This is a genomic window from Psychrobacter sp. I-STPA6b, assembly GCF_020662265.1.
In the GTDB taxonomy this organism is placed as follows: domain Bacteria; phylum Pseudomonadota; class Gammaproteobacteria; order Pseudomonadales; family Moraxellaceae; genus Psychrobacter.
On the sequence record NZ_VEWM01000010.1, the window covers coordinates 382,428 to 399,650 of the forward strand.

Here is a 17,223-nt window from a genome sequence, read left to right on the forward strand (position 1 = left end):
TTTAAACGATGACTCATCCTGCTAAAAAAGTTGCTGAAATACGTATTATGGTTGTGGCAGAGAAGGTTCAGCAACGTTTAGCATTAAGTGATACGATTCGAGAGTTAGGGCTATGTTTGGTAGATAGTGTCTCCTTTACAGCACTGAAGGAGACACATCTTAATGCACAAGTGGATCTCTGGCTATTAGACGGTCAGCTAGATGAGGCATTGCTAGATAAGTTGGATAGCATTGCCCAGCAAAAAAAACATATGGCGCTGATAGGATTTAGTCAGGCACCCTATTTCTATGCCACCGAGCAGTATTTGAAGTGGCAAAGAAAACTCAGGCGTAAGCTTGCATTGGTGCTTGATTTGCCTGAGTTGTGCAGCCCGCAAGAAAACCTCCATAAGCACTATAATTGGAAATATTTAGTTGTATTGGGTGCTTCGATGGGCGGTCCGGCTGCTATTAAAGATTTTTTAGATGCACTATCCCCCAATCTTCCAATTAGTATTTTAGTCGCACATCATTTTGATAAACAGATGTTATATAAGTTGCCAAGGATTTTGAGTCGTCATAATTCATGGCAGTGTCAAATCATCTCCTTTAACCAGCTACTACAAGCTGGGCAATGTGCCATTGTACCCGTTGATAAGCAGGTGGCTTGTGATTCGACAGGGTATATTGTATTAGAAGATAAAGAGTGGCAAACCAACTATAAGCCTTGTATTGGTGAGCTATTACATCAGATCAGTAATGTTTATGGTAAGTCATTAATTACAATTATTTTTTCTGGTATGGGTAGTGATGGCTCACAACATCTTGATAAGCTTTATGCTAATCATAGTCAAATTTGGGCACAAACTCCTGAAAGTAGTATCTGTCCAGCCCAGCCACAAGCTGTTATTGATTCCGGCTTTTGTCAGTTTTCTGGTACACCACAGGAATTGGCACAACGCCTAACACAATATGTTATGAAAAATAATGCAGATTAATACAATATAGCCGGTGCTAAAGATTTATAATGAGGAATCTATGAAAAAAATTGATAAACATAACTTTGAGGCAGTCAGTTTATTGACTGTAGAAAAAGGCCTGCTGGATGTGACCATAATTCCCACTCAAGATGAGTTTGACTGGGTAGTTCCAAGTAGCTTGATTATACAAGTTGTAGATTATCGTGAGCGTATTTGGACATACTTGTGGAATGATCAAGAAGTTGTCATTTTTCATTTAATTCCTAAAGATGTGACTCCTGATAAGATTATCATCTTAGAAGGTAATACAGATGTACATCGATTGGGATTACAGACTTGTGGAGAGCTACAGTATAAGCAAGTCAGTATTTCTGATGTTAAAGATGTCCTCAAGCCTACGGAAAAAGCTCAATCAGAGAAGTTAACTGGTGAGGAAGCGTCACAGACTATAGATAAAGATAGTTTTGCAGATACGATTCATAAAAGTAGCGTGATTGATGCAGAAACTTATACCTTCCAAACAGTTAGTATTCATGGCGTAACTTATATTGTTCCAGAGCTAGATGAGTTGGCACATCGGTTAGTTGATTTAGATAGTTAAGGATAAAAACAAGGTATATTCCACCTTGTTTTTTTGTCACCTATCACACTGTATTTGTATGTTGTATAGAGTGGAAGCCTGCTTCCTATACTCTATGGGCTGAATTTGCTTATTATTACTCTTAAATCATGATGATTAGGATTATTAAGTCATGGCTTGATATCCTAAGAATGGTTAAAAAACGGCTAAACAAATACAGTATAGCCCCACATTTTTAGACGGTCGTATTATTCAAACGCGGTCGTCTTATGTCTATTTGTTGTATTCCCAGCTGAGCTTAAACGAAGTATATCTAACACAAAAGAGTGAGAATGACTTATGCCAATAGAAAGTAGCCACAGTCCATCCTTAAATACTCAGTTAACGAGAAAAGATAAATGGTCACTTAGTAGTCGTATTTTTCATTGGGGTAGCGTATTGCTACTCCTAATTACATGGTTGTTGATATTTTTTCGAGATTCTGGAGAGGGTTATACTTTTATTAATCTCCACAAAGCTTTTGGAGTTAGTCTTTTGTTATGGATGGTTGCTCGGTTTATCAATCGTTTCGTGACAAGAGACCCTGTTCCTATTGCTATGTCGAAGTGGCAAAAAGGTGTGTCACACTTTGTGCATTTTGCATTATATTTATTATTATTTGCCATGCCTATTGCTGGTATTTTGATGTCTATGTATGGTGGGCATGGTGTAAGTATGTTTGGTTTATTTGAAATTCCACCATTGGTAGAGACCAATCGCAGTACAGCACGATTTTTTAATGATGTTCATGTCGATATTCTCTGGCCGATGATTGTGTTATTTACTGCTATCCATGTTGGTGGTGCTTTATTTCATCAGTTTGTCCAAAAAGACAATTTGTTAGCACGTATGAAATAGTTTGATATTTCAGTATATTAAAAACGTAACGGCAAGCATTTATTTAAAATGCTTGCCGTTTTATTTATTATTTAGATTGTTATTGATGAGCGATAAATATTGTCATATCGTATTAGGTTAATCATCATTCAATAATAATGGTTGTTTAGCAGACAATTGATTATTAGAATATGGATTATCGACGACGATCTGGAAGATTAATATTCATCTCAAGTACATCTAGACTATCTTCATGACGATGATTGATATTGACATCATCAATTTGTACGCCATTGACATAGTTATTAACGACTTCTAATATTTCTCGCTTCATTTTTTCGATGCGTTCGGAAGTCAGCCTTGTATTCAAACGATTTTCACTAGCAACAATGACCTTTAGGCGCTCTGTTGCTGTGCTGGCACTACCAGCACTACGGTCATCACTGGAAAACAGACTGCTCCAAAATCCTTTTTTTCTAGCCATCAGTTAACCTCCAAACCAGCGCTGTAAAAAGCCTTTTTTCCGCACATCAATATGGCGTAATTCGCGCTCTTCACCTAAGAAGCGGGCAACAATATCATCAAAGCATTGTCCGGCAGCTGAGTCTTTAAAATGAATAACAGGTTCACCTTGGTTTGATGCTTCCAGTACACTACGACTCTCTGGAATAACACCTAGTAAGGGAACTTTTAAAATATCATTAGAGATGGTATCGATATCCATCATCTCTTTTGCAGCAGCTCGTTCAGGATTGTAGCGGTTGATAATTAGATGCTCACGTACTGAGCCAGTGCCTTCTTCTACTTTTTTGGTACGGCTTTGTAAGATACCAATAATACGGTCAGAGTCACGAACAGAAGAAATCTCAGGGTTTGTCACGATAATTGCTTCATCAGCATGATACATGGCTAGCTGTGCGCCACGCTCGATACCTGCTGGTGAGTCACAGATGATATAGTCAAACTGCTTTGATAATTCATCAATAATTTCAGCAACACCTTCGTCAGTGAGGGCATCTTTGTCACGAGTTTGACTGGCAGGTAAGATAAACAGATTATCTAACTGTTTATCTTTAACGAGGGCTTGAGCGAGGCGGGCATTACCAGTTAGGACATCAACGAAGTCATATACAATGCGGTTTTCACAGCCCATAATTAGGTCTAAGTTGCGTAGTCCAACATCAAAGTCGATGACGACAGTTTTATACCCTCTTAATGCTAAACCTGCAGCAAATGACGCACTGGTTGTGGTTTTACCAACGCCGCCTTTACCAGAGGTAACTACAACGATTTTTGCCACAATGGACTACTCCTATATTTATCTATTATTAAATGAATAACTTGGAAGACGATAAAAAATAAAATGTTTTTTTTATCTGTCAGTTTTTATAGCCATAAATTGCAAGAAAAATATGTCTGCTTTATTTATGGTAGGTAAATCTGTATTGATAATCGTATTAGGTTAGCATACTAAAGATTAAAGTGACAGCTTGATAAAACTAAAGCGGTATTATTTTTATAAAAAATTAAAAAAATACCAATATTTACGCATTATTCATAATAGTAAATATTAATCCTTCACCTTCTTTAAAGCTTACCTGAACAGGTTTGTCGATGACTTCTTCGGGAATATCGTCATGCAAACAATAGGTACCTGCAACTGAAACTAAAGACGGATTAAAGCATTGGCAAAATATACGTGCATCTTTATCACCAGTTGCTCCAGCAACAAGTCGCCCATGTGCGCGTCCATAGATATGTAAGCTATTATCGGTGATGACTTCTGCACCATTATTCACACTATTGGTTAATATTAAGTCACCACCAACATGGTGGACACTTTGTCCTGAGCGAAGCATTTGGTCATAAATTAGGCTATTAATCTGGTCGGATACTATTTGTAGTGTTTCTGGAGCAGCACTTGTTATTGCAGCTGTCGAGTTTGTATCAGAGGTATCAGCACTAGAAGAGACTGTTACAGGTGTTCTATCTTGTTCTGGTATGGGCTTTTCAGAGCGACTTTTTGTTGGTGTGGAGGTACGAATACGTTCAATCCGTTTACCATCTGCAGGAAAGATAGCAAGACGAAGTTGCTGAGCAGCTTCATCCAAACAGCCTTTTATAACACCAATAGGCTGTAGCCCCCATGACCATAGTAGCTCTACAAGCTGTGGTAAGTCTTGGCTAAGCTCACTATCAATCACGATAGGAATCTGGCTGGTTTTATTGCCTTGTAATAGCTCAGATAAGTTTTCATCAATTATTGCTAGGTCATTTGTTTCTAGTTTTAGCCGAGAAAAAGTCAGCATTTTTCCATATAACGTTAATGCAGGCGCTGTATTTGTATCAGAGCAGACGGCAGTCATGAAGTAAATCCTCTATGTGATTTAAAATAATAATGTTTTTTAAAGATACTATTGTTGCAATCTTATGAAATATAAATGGGACAATAAAGTATATCCATTAAAAAGTATTGGAAGCCATTGAATGTACAGTTTTATAAGCGATTTAGCCACTTTTAGATAGAAGTGCACTATTATTATCAGTTCTCTAGGTACAGGCTCAATATGTAGCGTGTGTAAAAGAGAAACGGATTAAATATATCTGGCTAATGTATTCTATGCTGACCATATTTATGGATAGAGATTAATAATAGTATTCCTATATATTTAAGCTTGAAGAGGTTTTAATAAACTAAATCATGCTAAATATACTACAAGTATCATTAAACAATGACTAAATAGTTGGGTGTTACCCTTTCTTACTATCTACACTCAGTCACTTTAACATCTGCTTTAGTCTTCTTTGACTATAGTATGTTTTTTGTACAAAAATATCTTATCTGCTATGAGTATTGTTAAAGATGCAGATGAAGTTGGTCATGATGTTTCCATTGCTGTACTTTAACTTGTTGTTCAAATGCGGTCAAACTTTCATCAATGATATTTAAAATTAATGCTTCTAGCTCAGGGGTGTTGACTTTCACATTAGCAAGCGCGGATGCTAGAGACTGTGAGAGTGTATGAACGGTATCTGGGCGAGTTAGTTGCTCAGTGATGGCTGTGACTGTATTTTCGCCCACACGTTGACCAATGGTTTGTATTTGTGCTTCGATTTTGTGTCCAACGATAGGAATCAAACCAACATAACGACTAAGCTCAGGGGTATCACGAATAGACTGCTGGATAATTGCACCTACTTGGTTGGATAAGGTTTTGCTAAGCTCATCTGTAAAGGTGGCATTATGTGCTAGGTTTTGCTGTAGTAAGTCGGCGATGGCATGGATAATGGCATCACGATTTTTTTCAACCACTGTATTAATTACATTATTGGCTTGATTGTTAGAGAGAAACTGTTGGCGGATATGTGCCGTTGCTGTCAAGATGACCCGATCTGCGATTTCTTCAAAGATAACATCATAATAAAACTTACCCGTGTCAATCCAGCGTTGAGGAATGACTTGGTGACCAAGCTGGTGTAAGCGATGCACAATTACGCCCGCGCGTAATAGTCGTAATGCTCGAAGTTGTGGAAAGCATCCTAAGACTTCATACCAATGCACAAAAGGAAAAAAGAACCAGCGTAAATACTCTTTTTTCTGAATAGATATTATCCAGCGTACTAAAAGTTCACTAAATAGAAATAATGTAAAGAAGCCTCCAGCGAGGCGCAGGTTAGGGTGTATGACATCAGTATAGTAGTGATATGTAGAGCCAATATCTAGCCACTGGGCGATATGTTGGCAAAAGTTGCTCATCAAGATGAGGTCAGCCATCATGAGCAGTAAGTCTAACACGATGGCAAATAGCATAAATATATCATATGCTAGCTTAGCTTTACTGGGTCTAGGTTTTGTTTGTGATGCTAAAACAGAAGATGGCATAAATAAACAACCAATAACAAGAAATGATTTTTAATAGAAGCTAAAAGAATAATGAGGCTTAGTGTAGCATAGCTAATGCTGTAATTTTTTATACCATCTTGAAATTTTTATGACGATGACTGAAAGTCTTTGAGTATCTGTGAAATACGCTCGTCTTTTTGTTGCCATACTTGATCAAGCCATGCAAACATAGATTGCTTTGTTGCTTCATCGTTATCATATCCACCTTGTTCAATAGCATGATATAGCGCTTCTGGCATATCTATACGACGCATATGAACACCAAGACGTTTAATATCACCTTTCCATAGGTCAACATAATTTGGGATACCATCAGGATAAACAATGGTCATATCCAAAATACCATCTATTTGATGACCCAAAGTGCGAATCGCAAGTGATAAGCCACCAGCACGAGGTGTTAATAAATGCTGATAAGGAGAGTGTTGTAGCTGATGCTTTTTCTTATTAAAACGAGTACCTTCCAGATAGTTTAACAGAGTAAAAGGCTTGTCTTTTAGCAGTTCACATGCACGTTTGGCCTCAATGAGGTTCTGCTCTTTTAGCTCAGGGTTAGAAGCGATACGTTTTTTTGAATGTCGACGCATCATTGGAAAATCTAAAAAATAAAAGGCTTGACCAACGATTGGTAAGTAAAGCAAGCTATGCTTGGTAAAAAAGCGTGTTAATGGTAAGCGGTCTTGGCTAATATACTGCACAATACTGGTATCTACCCATGACTGATGGTTACAAATTAATAAGTATTGTTTATTTTCATCCAAATCTGTTGGCATCTCAATGCGCCAGTCACGCTCTGGTAAAGCAATGTCAATGACAGCATTATTACTATTAATCCAATGTTTGGCAATTTTGATAACGGTATCATCAGCAACTTGTGAGCCAGTAAAAACCTTCGTTGTTCCCATTAGCCATAATGGAAGCGCTCCGCCGATGCTATTGGTCGCAATTACCCCTGTTGCAGTGGCAAAAGAAACAGCTTTGCCTAGAGTGGGAGAGGTATGGTGGAGTTTTTGATAAAAGTTTTTTAATGTCATAAGCCTGTAATCCCAGTAAAAGCAGAGCAAATAACGTTGCTGTATAACCAACGTTATCACGTTATGCTGTAGTCAACGTTCGTTAACCGAAATCATTATAAAGAAAAAAACAGAAAGTGTGCAATGTCGCTGTGACGGAGTAATACACGTTTGCTGTTAGAAGATAACTACAATGGGAAAGGATAATGCCCTGTTAAGATAGCAGTAGCTTAGGGTCTGTTGAACATTCACCCCGTTAATCTAGTATTTTCAAGGGATACAGTTGTTTTTTACTTTTGTGTAAAAATTGGCTAAATTTGCCTTATTCTGCGTTAATGAACTGGTTAATATCTCTGCTTTTATTAACAAGAGCTACCTGCGTTCATTGCCTTGACTAAGGCAAATTTCCCTCAATTTTTTCTACAAAGATGAATGTTCAACAGCCCCTAATGTTAGGAAAAAATAGTGTACAGGTAACTGACAAAATATTACATATAGATAGAATAGAAACGTCATAATCAGAATATCGCTACTTTGTTAGTTTTTTTATCAGCTCTGTATCAGCAGTTATTATGGAGTTGTTTGAAACTAAAGTGGTAGTTTTAAACATAACAAATAAAGGTTAAATGTAACCAAGAAGCTATATGCAAGTCATCGCATAATATGGGTCTAATATATACTTATAGATTGTATTTTATATTTGCATTAGCTATCTTAAATATGCATCATGATCATAGGTCATGTCCAGTAAACAAAATTAAGGAGATAGTATGAAAAACCAATTAATGATAGTCGCTGTTGCTTCAGGCTTGGCATTGGCTGGTTGTACAACAGACCCTGCGACAGGACAGCAACGTTTAAATAAAGCAGCCATTGGTGCTTTAGCGGGTGCTGCAGGTGGTGCTGTAATTTCTAAAGCATCAGGTGGTGACCATACAGGTCGTGATGCGGCGATTGGTGCTGCATTAGGTGGTGCTGTTGGTTTGTATATGGACCGTCAAGAAAAGCAGTTACAGCAACAAATGGCAGGTACCGGCGTTGAGGTAAAACGTGATCAACAAGGTAATATTGATTTGGTAATGCCAGGTAATATTACTTTTGCGACCAATAGTACAGCAATTAATCCAAGCTTTGACAATACATTGAACAAGCTAGCGGCAACCATGGTTGAGTATAATGAAACGACTGTGTATGTCATGGGTCATACTGATAGCGTCGGAGATGCACGTTATAACCAAACATTGTCAGAGAATCGCGCTCAGTCTGTAAAAAACTATTTGGTTAGCCGTGGTGTTGATAGCTATCGTATTCGTACGATGGGTTATGGAGAGACTCGTCCAGTAGCAAGTAATGACTATGAGTCTGGTAGATCACAAAATCGTCGAGTTGAAATCAAAATTAATGCACCTCAAAGCGTATCGTAAGACATACTTTGTATGATTTTTGTAATAAAGAATAGTCATAATATTCTTGATAAGCCAGTGAAATACTGGCTTATTTTGTTTTTATTGTTAGTTGCTACTAGCAGATGTGGTGAAAAAATTCAAATTATATTTGATAATAATTATCAATAACCCTATAATAAATTATTAACACATAAATTATATATCTGATACATTCTAGTATCGTTATATACATACGTTATTTTTCATATTATTAAATCTCCATAATCTGACAATTGTTTTAGACTCCCTATTCATATCTTTGTGCATGAAACACTCAAAACAAGTGTTAAATATGTTTGTGTGGTGATGTTAAAACAGTCACAGATTCTTTAGATTTAGTGGTATTTATTGTTAAAAGTGGGAGTGTGGTAAAGGTTTATTTTTTCTGCTCTTATTATAGTTGGTAGTTTAGAATTGATATCACTATGATGATTAACCTTTTACTTTGTTCTCCTATCAACTTTTTATGAAAGGATTATCCAATGCGTCAACAATCTCGTCCATTTTTATATTCATCACTATCTCTAGCTTTATCTGGGTTGTTATTTTTGACTGGTTGTCAAAAGCCTGCTGAGGATAAAACGACAGATGCAGAAACAACCACAACTGAGCAAGCTGAAGGCACAACAAATGCCAGTGCTGAGCTGACTGGTAGTAATGAAGAAAAATTATTGACCAGCTATGCCAATATGGCTGAAGCAGCATATCAAGATTCACTAGATGGTGCTAAAAAATTGCAGGCTGCTATTGATACTTTTGTGGCAGACCCAACTCAAGCAAACTTAGATGCTGCTAAAGCTGCATATAAAGAAGCTCGTCAGCCATATTCACAAACTGAAGTGTTCCGTTTTGATGAAGGCTTTGTAACTGCTGATGATAAACGTGCGATTGAAAGTGTAGATGGTTGGGAAGGTCAAGTAAATGCGTGGCCTTTAGATGAAGCATTGATTGACTATGTAAATGATAACTATGAAGGTGAGTACAATAGTAAAGATAACATCATTAATAGTAACGAAATCAGTGTTGGTAGTACAAAACAAGATACCAGTAATGTGACACCTGAGCTATTGGCTGAAATGAACGAAATCGGTGGTAGTGAAGCTAATGTTACGACAGGATATCATGCGATTGAGTTCTTATTATGGGGTCAAGACACCAATGGTGTTGGTGAAGGTGCAGGTACTCGCCCAGTCAGTGATTACATGACAGAAGATGGTAAATGTACTAGTGGTGATGTGGTTAATCCAACAGCAGCTATTTGTAAAAAACGTGGTGAGTACCTAAAAGCAGCAGCTCAACTGTTAGTAACTGACTTAACTGATATGGTTGCTCAATGGAAACCAGATACACCAAATACACTTCGTAGTGATTTAATGGCACGTGCAGATAGTAATGCGGTACGTCAGATTATGTATCAGATGGGTAGCTTGGCTCTAGGTGAGCTAGCTTCTGAGCGTATGCAGGTTGCATTTGTAACAGGCTCAACAGAAGATGAGCATGAGTGCTTTAGTGATTTGACGCACCTAAGTTATGCAAACAATGCACGTGGTATTGATAATGTATTTAACGGTGGCTACAAAACAGTTGCTGGTGCTACAGTTGGTGGCTATGGTGTGAAGCAGTATCTGGTTGATGCAGGTCATGAAGACGAAGCTAACCAGCTGGGTGATGAGTTTAAGAAAGTTCAAGAGTCATTCGATGTTATCGTTGATAAAGGTGAAAATGATGGCATTAAAGTTGACCAGATGATTGCTACAGTTGGTCAAGCTGCTAAACATGATGTCAGTGCTGAAGAGCAGAATTTGCGCCGTGGTTGGATAGAGAGTGCAATTAATAATCTACAAGCATTAACCGCTTCTATCGAGAAGTCTGCAAACTCTATCGGAATTGATAATTTGGATGCTGATTCTGGCTCTCAGTTTTCAAATAATTAATGTGAGTTTATCTTCTATGGCTGATAATTCATTATAACAATCATTTATAATGAAGGTTATCCGTAGTACAATAAACACACTACTCAAAGAGTTGGGTAGTGTGTTTTTATCTTTAATGATTAAGATAAATTTTTTGTTCGTTTTTAATAATTGTCGGCTAATGAAATAATAAATGAGACCGGCAATTAAGGTAAAGAAAGCCATGTCTGTATATCAGCCTATCTCCGCCATTTTACAGCCTCTCTCATTGCGAGTTTTTCATTCACTTAAAATAGGAGCTGGTGGTATATTGCTGGTAACGATGGTGAGTGCCTGTCAACCTGTGAATGATAAGCAGGATACCCAAATATCTGAGTCAGACAATATTGCCACAAATGCTGATTCTACAAAAGATAGTGAATCTAGTGCAGATAAAGATGCTAGAACGCAAGTGATAGAAGAGCTGGCAGGTGTTCCGATACATAAGCTGGTAACTTTTGACCCACAAGAAGTTAAACAGGGGGGTGATACAGGTATCAATATTACCTCATCTGAAAGTTATTCTAAGCCATCTTCAAATGCCAGTGCTTCTCGAAAAGGTAACTTCTTTATTGGTAATGCTTTTTTTAAACAGCCGTGGGTAACTGCCCCTGCCAGTACAGATAGTCGTGATGGTTTGGGTGCATTATTTAATGTCGCTGCCTGTCAGTCTTGTCATATTAAAGATGGACGTGGTCATGCACCAATGAATGCAGATGATGATGCCGATAGTTTGCTGATTCGTTTGGCACTGCCAGCAACCACAGAGGAAGAAAAGCAACAACTGCAAGCCTCAAAAATCGAAAAAATTCCGCATCCTGTTTATGGTGGTCAGCTACAAGATCGTGGTATACAAGGTGTACCTGCTGAGGCAAGAATTGCCGTTTCTTGGGAAGATGTACCAGTAACCTTTGCTGATGGTCATGTGGAGACATTACGCAAACCGACTTTTAACTTAACTCATCCTGGCTATGGTAAGTTTGATGATGATTTGATGGTATCACCACGTGTAGCGTTGCCAATGATTGGCTTAGGATTATTAGAGCAAATTCCTGCTGACGCAATTAAGGCACAAGCTGATGTGGATGATAAGGACAAAAATGGCGTTAGTGGAAAATATAACTGGGTCACTGATCCAGAAACAGGTGAGCTGATGCTGGGGCGATTTGGTTGGAAGGCAGGTCAGACTCGTTTGTTGACCCAAAATCAAAGTGCCTTTAATGAAGACATGGGCTTAACATCACGTATTCGTCCACATGAGTCATGTACTAAGGCACAGACAGCTTGTTTAAATGCCCCTACAGGTGCTGATGACCAAGGTGATGGCTTACCTCCTGTAGAGGTGGGTGATGATGTTGCTAAGTTTGTGGAGTTTTATACTCGTAACTTAGCCGTCCCAAACCGTCGTAATGCAAATGATCCACTCGTATTGGCAGGGAAAAAGCGTTTTTATGACATGGGTTGTATTAGTTGTCATACACCAAGATATCAACTGCCGACCACAGATGACGACCGTTTAGAGCAGCATGGTCAGACTATTTATCCATATACTGATTTATTATTACATGATATGGGAGATGGGCTGGCAGATCGTACCATTGCTGGAAAGTTACCACCAAAAGATGCACAAGTTGAGTTTTTGGCAAATTCTTATGAGTGGCGTACACCCGCATTATGGGGGGTAGGATTGGCGCAAACTGTTGATTCACAAGCGACCTTCTTACATGATGGACGTGCTAGAACGCTAATGGAGGCGGTGTTATGGCATGGCGGTGAAGCTGAGCAACAAAAACAAGAAGTTTTAAAACTGGATGAGCAAGGTCGAAAAGAGTTAACAGCATTTTTGCAGTCTTTATAAAAACCTTGAGTATCTTTTAAATCGTCAATTAAGTTTATTATTTGTATTTAATAATAACTGAGCTGTCAGAGTTTGGTTATGTTACGATAAAGTACTGCATAAACATTTACTGAGAATAATTATGAAAAAACATCAACTCGCTGCCATGATTTTATCTGCCATTAGTGCTGGTATTTTGGTGAGCTGTAGCAAACCTAGTGATGAGCAAACGGCGGCATCTTCTGAAAGTAAAGCCACCTCTGCTACAGAAACAGAAAACCTCACAGAAGGGCAAGCTGCGGATAATTCACAAGCAGAGGCAACAGAAGTGGTTGCTCTTGAGCTTTCTGATGAAGCAATGGGCAGTTATTTACAACATGTTATAGAGCAACAGATTGTGCCTGCGTATGCGCAAGCAACTCAACAAAGTCAACTGCTTAATGAAATGGCACAAAAGTCATGTCAAACTGCACCAGTTCAAGGTGATGAGCTACAGGCATTAAGAGCGCAATGGTTGAAGTTAGCCACAGCATGGGCGAGTGCAGAAGTAGTTAATTTTGGACCTGCAACAGAGAGCATGACTAACCTATATATCAACTACTTCCCAGATGAACGGGGACTGATACATAATGGTATCAAAGAGCTAATAGAGGCGAATCCTAAGCTAACAGCCACTGAGCTAGCACATGAGAGTGCGATTGTTCAGGGTGTACCTGGTTTAGAAGAAATGCTGTATGCTAATGATAGTCTGGATACTGCTCAATGTAATTATGTGATTAGTGCCAGTGCTGCTTTGACTACTCGTCTGCAAGCCATTGAGTCTGAGTGGACACAACATGGTAATAGCTTGCTAGTGGCAGATACAGATAATAAGGCAGGATTAAATCGTTGGTTAAACTCGGTCTTGTCTTTGGTAGAAACCACCAAGTCTAATTCGCTAGATAAACCATTGGGACTGACTGGCTCGAAAAAAGGTCATTTGCCTGCAGCAACAGCAGGACAGAGTCGTGCAATTATGACTGCAAAAGTGGCAGCATTAAATGATGCGTTAACAGACCCTGTATTTACTGCATTATTAGCACAACCAAATAATAGCAATGCCATAGGTGAGCAGTTATCAACTGAGCTAGCAAATACCACAACGTTATTGGCACAGATGCCAGAAGACTTAGCTCAAGCCAGCCCAGAAGCACAACAGCAGTTGTATGATAACTTAACAAAAATTACCCAACTGATTAAGCGTCAGTTAATTCCAACTTTGGGTGTACAGGTTGGGTTTAATAGTACAGATGGTGATTAACCTAAAATCTGGAAGGATTAAAACAACCATGTCTTCACGTACTGATACCAGTCCTGCTGAGTCCACCATGACAGTTGCCTTAAAAACATTGGCAATGTCGGTTGTTGGTACAGCAGGACTGGTGGCGGTACATCATTACTATCGCAAACGTCATCAGCCTGAGGCACGGATACAGGATTATGCAACAGGCGTTTATACACAGCTAAAACGACTGCGTTATGCTAATAGTCAGGCGGTGCAAGCATGGCAACAGGCATGGATATTACAAACACCATCTATGCAGTCTCATTATCCAGATACACCCTGTACTGAAACACCACTTTCTGCAATCAATCCTAATGTGCAAACATTAGAAGGCACGCATCCACTAACAAAAGAAAATATTGCTTCTGTCACTCATCCTCAGTCATCGGCAGTGCCTAACTGTAGGCATGGTATCAAAAATACCGAGCTTGAAGTGGCGTGGGTTAGTGGTGTAGCTGATTTGACGCAAGGTGAGTTTGCCGTAGTGGGTATTGCCGATACACAGAAAAAAGAGATTGTCTGGCAAACATCCATGCCTGAGCGTGTGCATGACATTGTGGTACAGCCTGTACCATGCAATCAATCTGAGTCTATCAAGATGACATCTTCTATATCTGCTCAGCAGGTCGTGGTGATGGGACGTCGACCCAGTGAGCATTTTTGGGTATTAGATGCCCATACAGGGGCTGTGGTGCATGCCATTACTGCTTCAGAACACCGTCATTTTTATGGGCATGCATGTTTTAGTTTGGATGGTCAATATTTGTATGTCACTGAAAATGATACCGTTAGCTTATCAGGATTGATAGGGGTCTATTCCGTGGCTCATCAGTATCAGAAAGTTGCTGAGTTTGCGTCATATGGTATTGGACCACATGAGCTATTGGCTCACCCAGATGGTGATACCTTGGTAATTGCTAATGGTGGTATTAAGACTGAAAAAGCCTCACGTGAAGAGCTGAACTTAGACAGTATGCAACCCTCTTTGGTATATCTAAGTCGTCATGATGGGACATTACTTGAGCAAGTATTTCCTGAGCATAATCAGATGAGTGTGCGCCACTTATCTATACATCCAGATGGTACAGTGGCGATTGGGATTCAGTTTCAGGGTGAACGCCATTTAAACTATCCACTAGTTTTGACTCATCGCCGAGGTGATAGCGAATTTTCCGCACTAAATATGCCTAATGGACAGTGGCAACGCTTCCATCATTATATTGCCAGTGTGGCGATTGATGCTAAGCATAATTTGCTTTGTGCCAGTAGTCCAATCGGTGGCTGTGCAGTGGTTTATGACCTAAATACTCGCCAGTTTATTGATGCGATTGCCTTGCCTGATTGTGCTGGTGTGGCCGTTTTATCAGCAACAGATAAAAAAGATACAAGCATCAGTACAAATATAGGTGGATTTATTGTTACTGATGGACAAGGCAATCTAACACAGTTAACACTGCAAAAAACATCACAAAATGATGATGAGCAATGTACTTGGCATATGCAGAATGCTCAGGCTCGCCATTCTTTAGCGTTTGATAATCATTTGCAACGATTATAAGTTATTGTCAATATTTTATGGCAAATCATCCTGTGAGTATATGAGTATACATGATACCCATCCATATCAAATGCTGATGCAGGCAGGTATTCATCTAAATATCAGTAGAAAACGTGTCAAAAATATAAACTTTCGCCTTAAGCCTCATACATTAAGTGTATCTGTACCTCTCTGGACTTCTGATAAGGTGTTGGTGGATGCTTTACAACAACGGTTAGACTGGGTGTTATCTCAGCATCAAAAACTGCTACAACAGCAAACCTTGACGGTACAACAGCAAGCCGATAATCATTTGTGGTTATGGGGTGAGGTGCAAGATAAGCATTTAGATGAGTCAGAAAAACTTGCCTTATATCGACAAGAGCTTAGCCAAGTGATGCCCGAATTATTTGCAAAATGGCAACCCATTGTTGGTGTCACTGCCTCTGAGACACGTATTAAAACCATGCGCACACGTTGGGGGAGTTGTAATACAAAGGCAAGGCGTATCTGGTTATCGACATATCTCGTTGCGTATCCGCAGATGTGTACTGAGTATGTTATTGTTCATGAGCTGTGTCATTTACATCATGCCAATCACAGCCCTGCCTTCTGGGCGCAGGTTAAGCAGGCAATGCCAGAATATAAGCGTTGGCATGACCATCTGGCAGGTAAACTGTGCTGATAAGGCTGGAGTGTCTAGGGTCTGTTGAACATTCATTTTCATAGGAAAAATTTAGCCAATTTTTACATGAAAGTAAAAAATAGCTGTAAGAATCCGCGCCTTCTAATGTATTTTTCATCGCTCCCTGTATGTGGTGGTGATACAGCTTGTGCATACACTGAGTAACAATTTTCTTATCTGAATGTGTAACATATCCTAATCATGATACGTTAATATAAATAAATAGAAGAAAATAAAAATGTTATGATAAATAACCATATTTTTTTTATGGTTTTAAAAATTTAATAATACATTGCTAGGGATATGCTTATGAATACAGTACTCATTGCTAACCAAAAAGGTGGCTGTGGTAAGACGTCGATTGCTGTTACCCTTGCGTCAGCATTAGCTAATCAGGGACATACAGTTGCACTGGCAGACGCAGACCCACAAAAATCAAGCTTAAGATGGCTCAAGCAAAGACCTGATACAGCGCCACGTATTTTAGCGGTAGATTGGCGTGATGAAGATGATATTGGTGATTTACCAAAAAAAGCGTCTAAACAGTTGGGTAAAAAAGATTGGCTAATTATTGATGCACCAGGATCACTTTCAGGGGAGCGTGCCGAGTCATTGATTAGTGAAGCGAAGGCGATTTTAATTCCTGTTTTGCCTTCAGTATTTGATGCAGACAGTACCAAGCAATTTTTAAAGTCTATTCAAGACATTAAGCGAGTCCGTAAAGGGAAAGTGGATATTCATCTGCTGGCAAACCGAGTGCGCGCACGCAGTAGTAATACCCAAAGTTTGATTAACTTTTTTGATAATATTGGGCAACAGCCATTGGCATGGATTACTGAGCGTAGCTTATACCCACAGATGGCAGAGCAAGGACTGGCAGTATTTGACAAGCATCAAAAACGTTATCGCGATGTGCAGGTACAATGGCAACCTGTCATGGAAGCATTGATGCCAAAGGTAGCGCAGGAATATGAAGAGATACTGGCAGATGCCAATATACCACAAGGGTTGTCTGAGCTGAGTCGGCAGACACAAGCTGTGAGTAGTCAGGACAATCAACAGAAGTTCAAGACTGAGAGTAAAAGCAAAAAGACTGGCAGTAAAAAAAATA

Annotated in this window: 14 protein-coding genes and 1 pseudogene; 10 read left to right on the forward strand and 5 right to left on the reverse strand. The window is 39.1% G+C overall.

What is annotated here, in order from left to right:
- Window positions 1-8: 8 nt before the first annotated feature.
- The 3 genes from FHK88_RS01955 (at window position 9) to FHK88_RS01965 (ending at window position 2,436) form a co-directional block, all read left to right on the forward strand.
- Entirely contained in the window at window positions 9-977 is a 969-nt protein-coding gene (locus FHK88_RS01955; protein ID WP_227429093.1) for a chemotaxis protein CheB, read from the forward strand.
- A 40-nt stretch (window positions 978-1,017) separates the two neighbouring features.
- Complete coding sequence (locus FHK88_RS01960; protein ID WP_227429094.1) at window positions 1,018-1,560, forward strand: hypothetical protein; 543 nt, start codon at window positions 1,018-1,020, stop codon at window positions 1,558-1,560.
- A 318-nt stretch (window positions 1,561-1,878) separates the two neighbouring features.
- Entirely contained in the window at window positions 1,879-2,436 is a 558-nt protein-coding gene (locus FHK88_RS01965) for a cytochrome b (RefSeq protein WP_227429095.1), read from the forward strand.
- A gap of 175 nt (window positions 2,437-2,611) precedes the next feature.
- Here FHK88_RS01965 and minE read toward each other — a convergent pair whose 3' ends face one another.
- The 5 genes from minE to FHK88_RS01990 all read right to left on the reverse strand — a co-directional run bounded on the left by minE (window position 2,612) and on the right by FHK88_RS01990 (window position 7,353).
- On the reverse strand, window positions 2,612-2,899 hold the full coding sequence (gene minE, locus FHK88_RS01970; RefSeq protein WP_227429096.1) for a cell division topological specificity factor MinE: 288 nt from the start codon (window positions 2,897-2,899) through the stop codon (window positions 2,612-2,614).
- Between the two features lie 3 nt (window positions 2,900-2,902).
- Window positions 2,903-3,715, reverse strand: a complete 813-nt coding sequence (gene minD / locus FHK88_RS01975) for a septum site-determining protein MinD (RefSeq protein ID WP_227429097.1) — start codon at window positions 3,713-3,715, stop codon at window positions 2,903-2,905.
- Between the two features lie 244 nt (window positions 3,716-3,959).
- Window positions 3,960-4,781 (reverse strand): septum site-determining protein MinC, encoded by an 822-nt coding sequence (gene minC, locus FHK88_RS01980; protein ID WP_227429098.1) that lies wholly within the window; start codon window positions 4,779-4,781, stop codon window positions 3,960-3,962.
- A gap of 491 nt (window positions 4,782-5,272) precedes the next feature.
- The gene (locus tag FHK88_RS01985) at window positions 5,273-6,298 is read right to left on the reverse strand and encodes a hypothetical protein (protein WP_227429099.1); all 1,026 of its coding nucleotides are present in this window, start codon (window positions 6,296-6,298) and stop codon (window positions 5,273-5,275) included.
- A 107-nt stretch (window positions 6,299-6,405) separates the two neighbouring features.
- Window positions 6,406-7,353, reverse strand: coding sequence for an acetyltransferase (locus tag FHK88_RS01990; RefSeq protein WP_227429100.1), 948 nt, complete (start codon window positions 7,351-7,353; stop codon window positions 6,406-6,408).
- 749 nt (window positions 7,354-8,102) lie between these two features.
- On the opposite strand from FHK88_RS01990, the gene FHK88_RS01995 reads away from it, so the two are divergent.
- From FHK88_RS01995 to FHK88_RS02025, 7 genes and pseudogenes are all read left to right on the forward strand, one after another.
- Window positions 8,103-8,756, forward strand: a complete 654-nt coding sequence (locus FHK88_RS01995) for an OmpA family protein (RefSeq protein ID WP_227429101.1) — start codon at window positions 8,103-8,105, stop codon at window positions 8,754-8,756.
- A gap of 503 nt (window positions 8,757-9,259) precedes the next feature.
- On the forward strand, window positions 9,260-10,711 hold the full coding sequence (locus tag FHK88_RS02000) for an imelysin family protein (protein WP_227429102.1): 1,452 nt from the start codon (window positions 9,260-9,262) through the stop codon (window positions 10,709-10,711).
- Window positions 10,712-10,883: 172 nt separating this feature from the next.
- The gene (locus FHK88_RS02005) at window positions 10,884-12,587 is read left to right on the forward strand and encodes a di-heme oxidoredictase family protein (protein WP_227429103.1); all 1,704 of its coding nucleotides are present in this window, start codon (window positions 10,884-10,886) and stop codon (window positions 12,585-12,587) included.
- A gap of 121 nt (window positions 12,588-12,708) precedes the next feature.
- Window positions 12,709-13,866, forward strand: coding sequence for an imelysin family protein (locus FHK88_RS02010; RefSeq protein ID WP_227429104.1), 1,158 nt, complete (start codon window positions 12,709-12,711; stop codon window positions 13,864-13,866).
- A 28-nt stretch (window positions 13,867-13,894) separates the two neighbouring features.
- Window positions 13,895-15,448, forward strand: a complete 1,554-nt coding sequence (locus FHK88_RS02015; RefSeq protein ID WP_227429105.1) for a DUF1513 domain-containing protein — start codon at window positions 13,895-13,897, stop codon at window positions 15,446-15,448.
- A 40-nt stretch (window positions 15,449-15,488) separates the two neighbouring features.
- Entirely contained in the window at window positions 15,489-16,112 is a 624-nt protein-coding gene (locus tag FHK88_RS02020; RefSeq protein WP_227429106.1) for a M48 family metallopeptidase, read from the forward strand.
- A gap of 309 nt (window positions 16,113-16,421) precedes the next feature.
- Window positions 16,422-17,078 (forward strand): annotated as a pseudogene (locus FHK88_RS02025) (ParA family protein); the annotation flags it as partial.
- Window positions 17,079-17,223: the final 145 nt, after the last annotated feature.

What these genes read in the sequence shown, in the direction of transcription:
- FHK88_RS01955 (WP_227429093.1), top strand. Translation starts at nt 9, where the DNA reads ATGACTCATCCTGCTAAAAAAGTTGCTGAAATACGTATTATGGTTGTG.
- FHK88_RS01960 (WP_227429094.1), top strand. Translation starts at nt 1,018, where the DNA reads ATGAAAAAAATTGATAAACATAACTTTGAGGCAGTCAGTTTATTGACT.
- FHK88_RS01965 (WP_227429095.1), top strand. Translation starts at nt 1,879, where the DNA reads ATGCCAATAGAAAGTAGCCACAGTCCATCCTTAAATACTCAGTTAACG.
- minE (WP_227429096.1), bottom strand. Translation starts at nt 2,899, where the DNA reads ATGGCTAGAAAAAAAGGATTTTGGAGCAGTCTGTTTTCCAGTGATGAC.
- minC (WP_227429098.1), bottom strand. Translation starts at nt 4,781, where the DNA reads ATGACTGCCGTCTGCTCTGATACAAATACAGCGCCTGCATTAACGTTA.
- FHK88_RS01985 (WP_227429099.1), bottom strand. Translation starts at nt 6,298, where the DNA reads ATGCCATCTTCTGTTTTAGCATCACAAACAAAACCTAGACCCAGTAAA.
- FHK88_RS01990 (WP_227429100.1), bottom strand. Translation starts at nt 7,353, where the DNA reads ATGACATTAAAAAACTTTTATCAAAAACTCCACCATACCTCTCCCACT.
- FHK88_RS01995 (WP_227429101.1), top strand. Translation starts at nt 8,103, where the DNA reads ATGAAAAACCAATTAATGATAGTCGCTGTTGCTTCAGGCTTGGCATTG.
- FHK88_RS02000 (WP_227429102.1), top strand. Translation starts at nt 9,260, where the DNA reads ATGCGTCAACAATCTCGTCCATTTTTATATTCATCACTATCTCTAGCT.
- FHK88_RS02005 (WP_227429103.1), top strand. Translation starts at nt 10,884, where the DNA reads ATGAGACCGGCAATTAAGGTAAAGAAAGCCATGTCTGTATATCAGCCT.
- FHK88_RS02010 (WP_227429104.1), top strand. Translation starts at nt 12,709, where the DNA reads ATGAAAAAACATCAACTCGCTGCCATGATTTTATCTGCCATTAGTGCT.
- FHK88_RS02015 (WP_227429105.1), top strand. Translation starts at nt 13,895, where the DNA reads ATGTCTTCACGTACTGATACCAGTCCTGCTGAGTCCACCATGACAGTT.
- FHK88_RS02020 (WP_227429106.1), top strand. Translation starts at nt 15,489, where the DNA reads ATGAGTATACATGATACCCATCCATATCAAATGCTGATGCAGGCAGGT.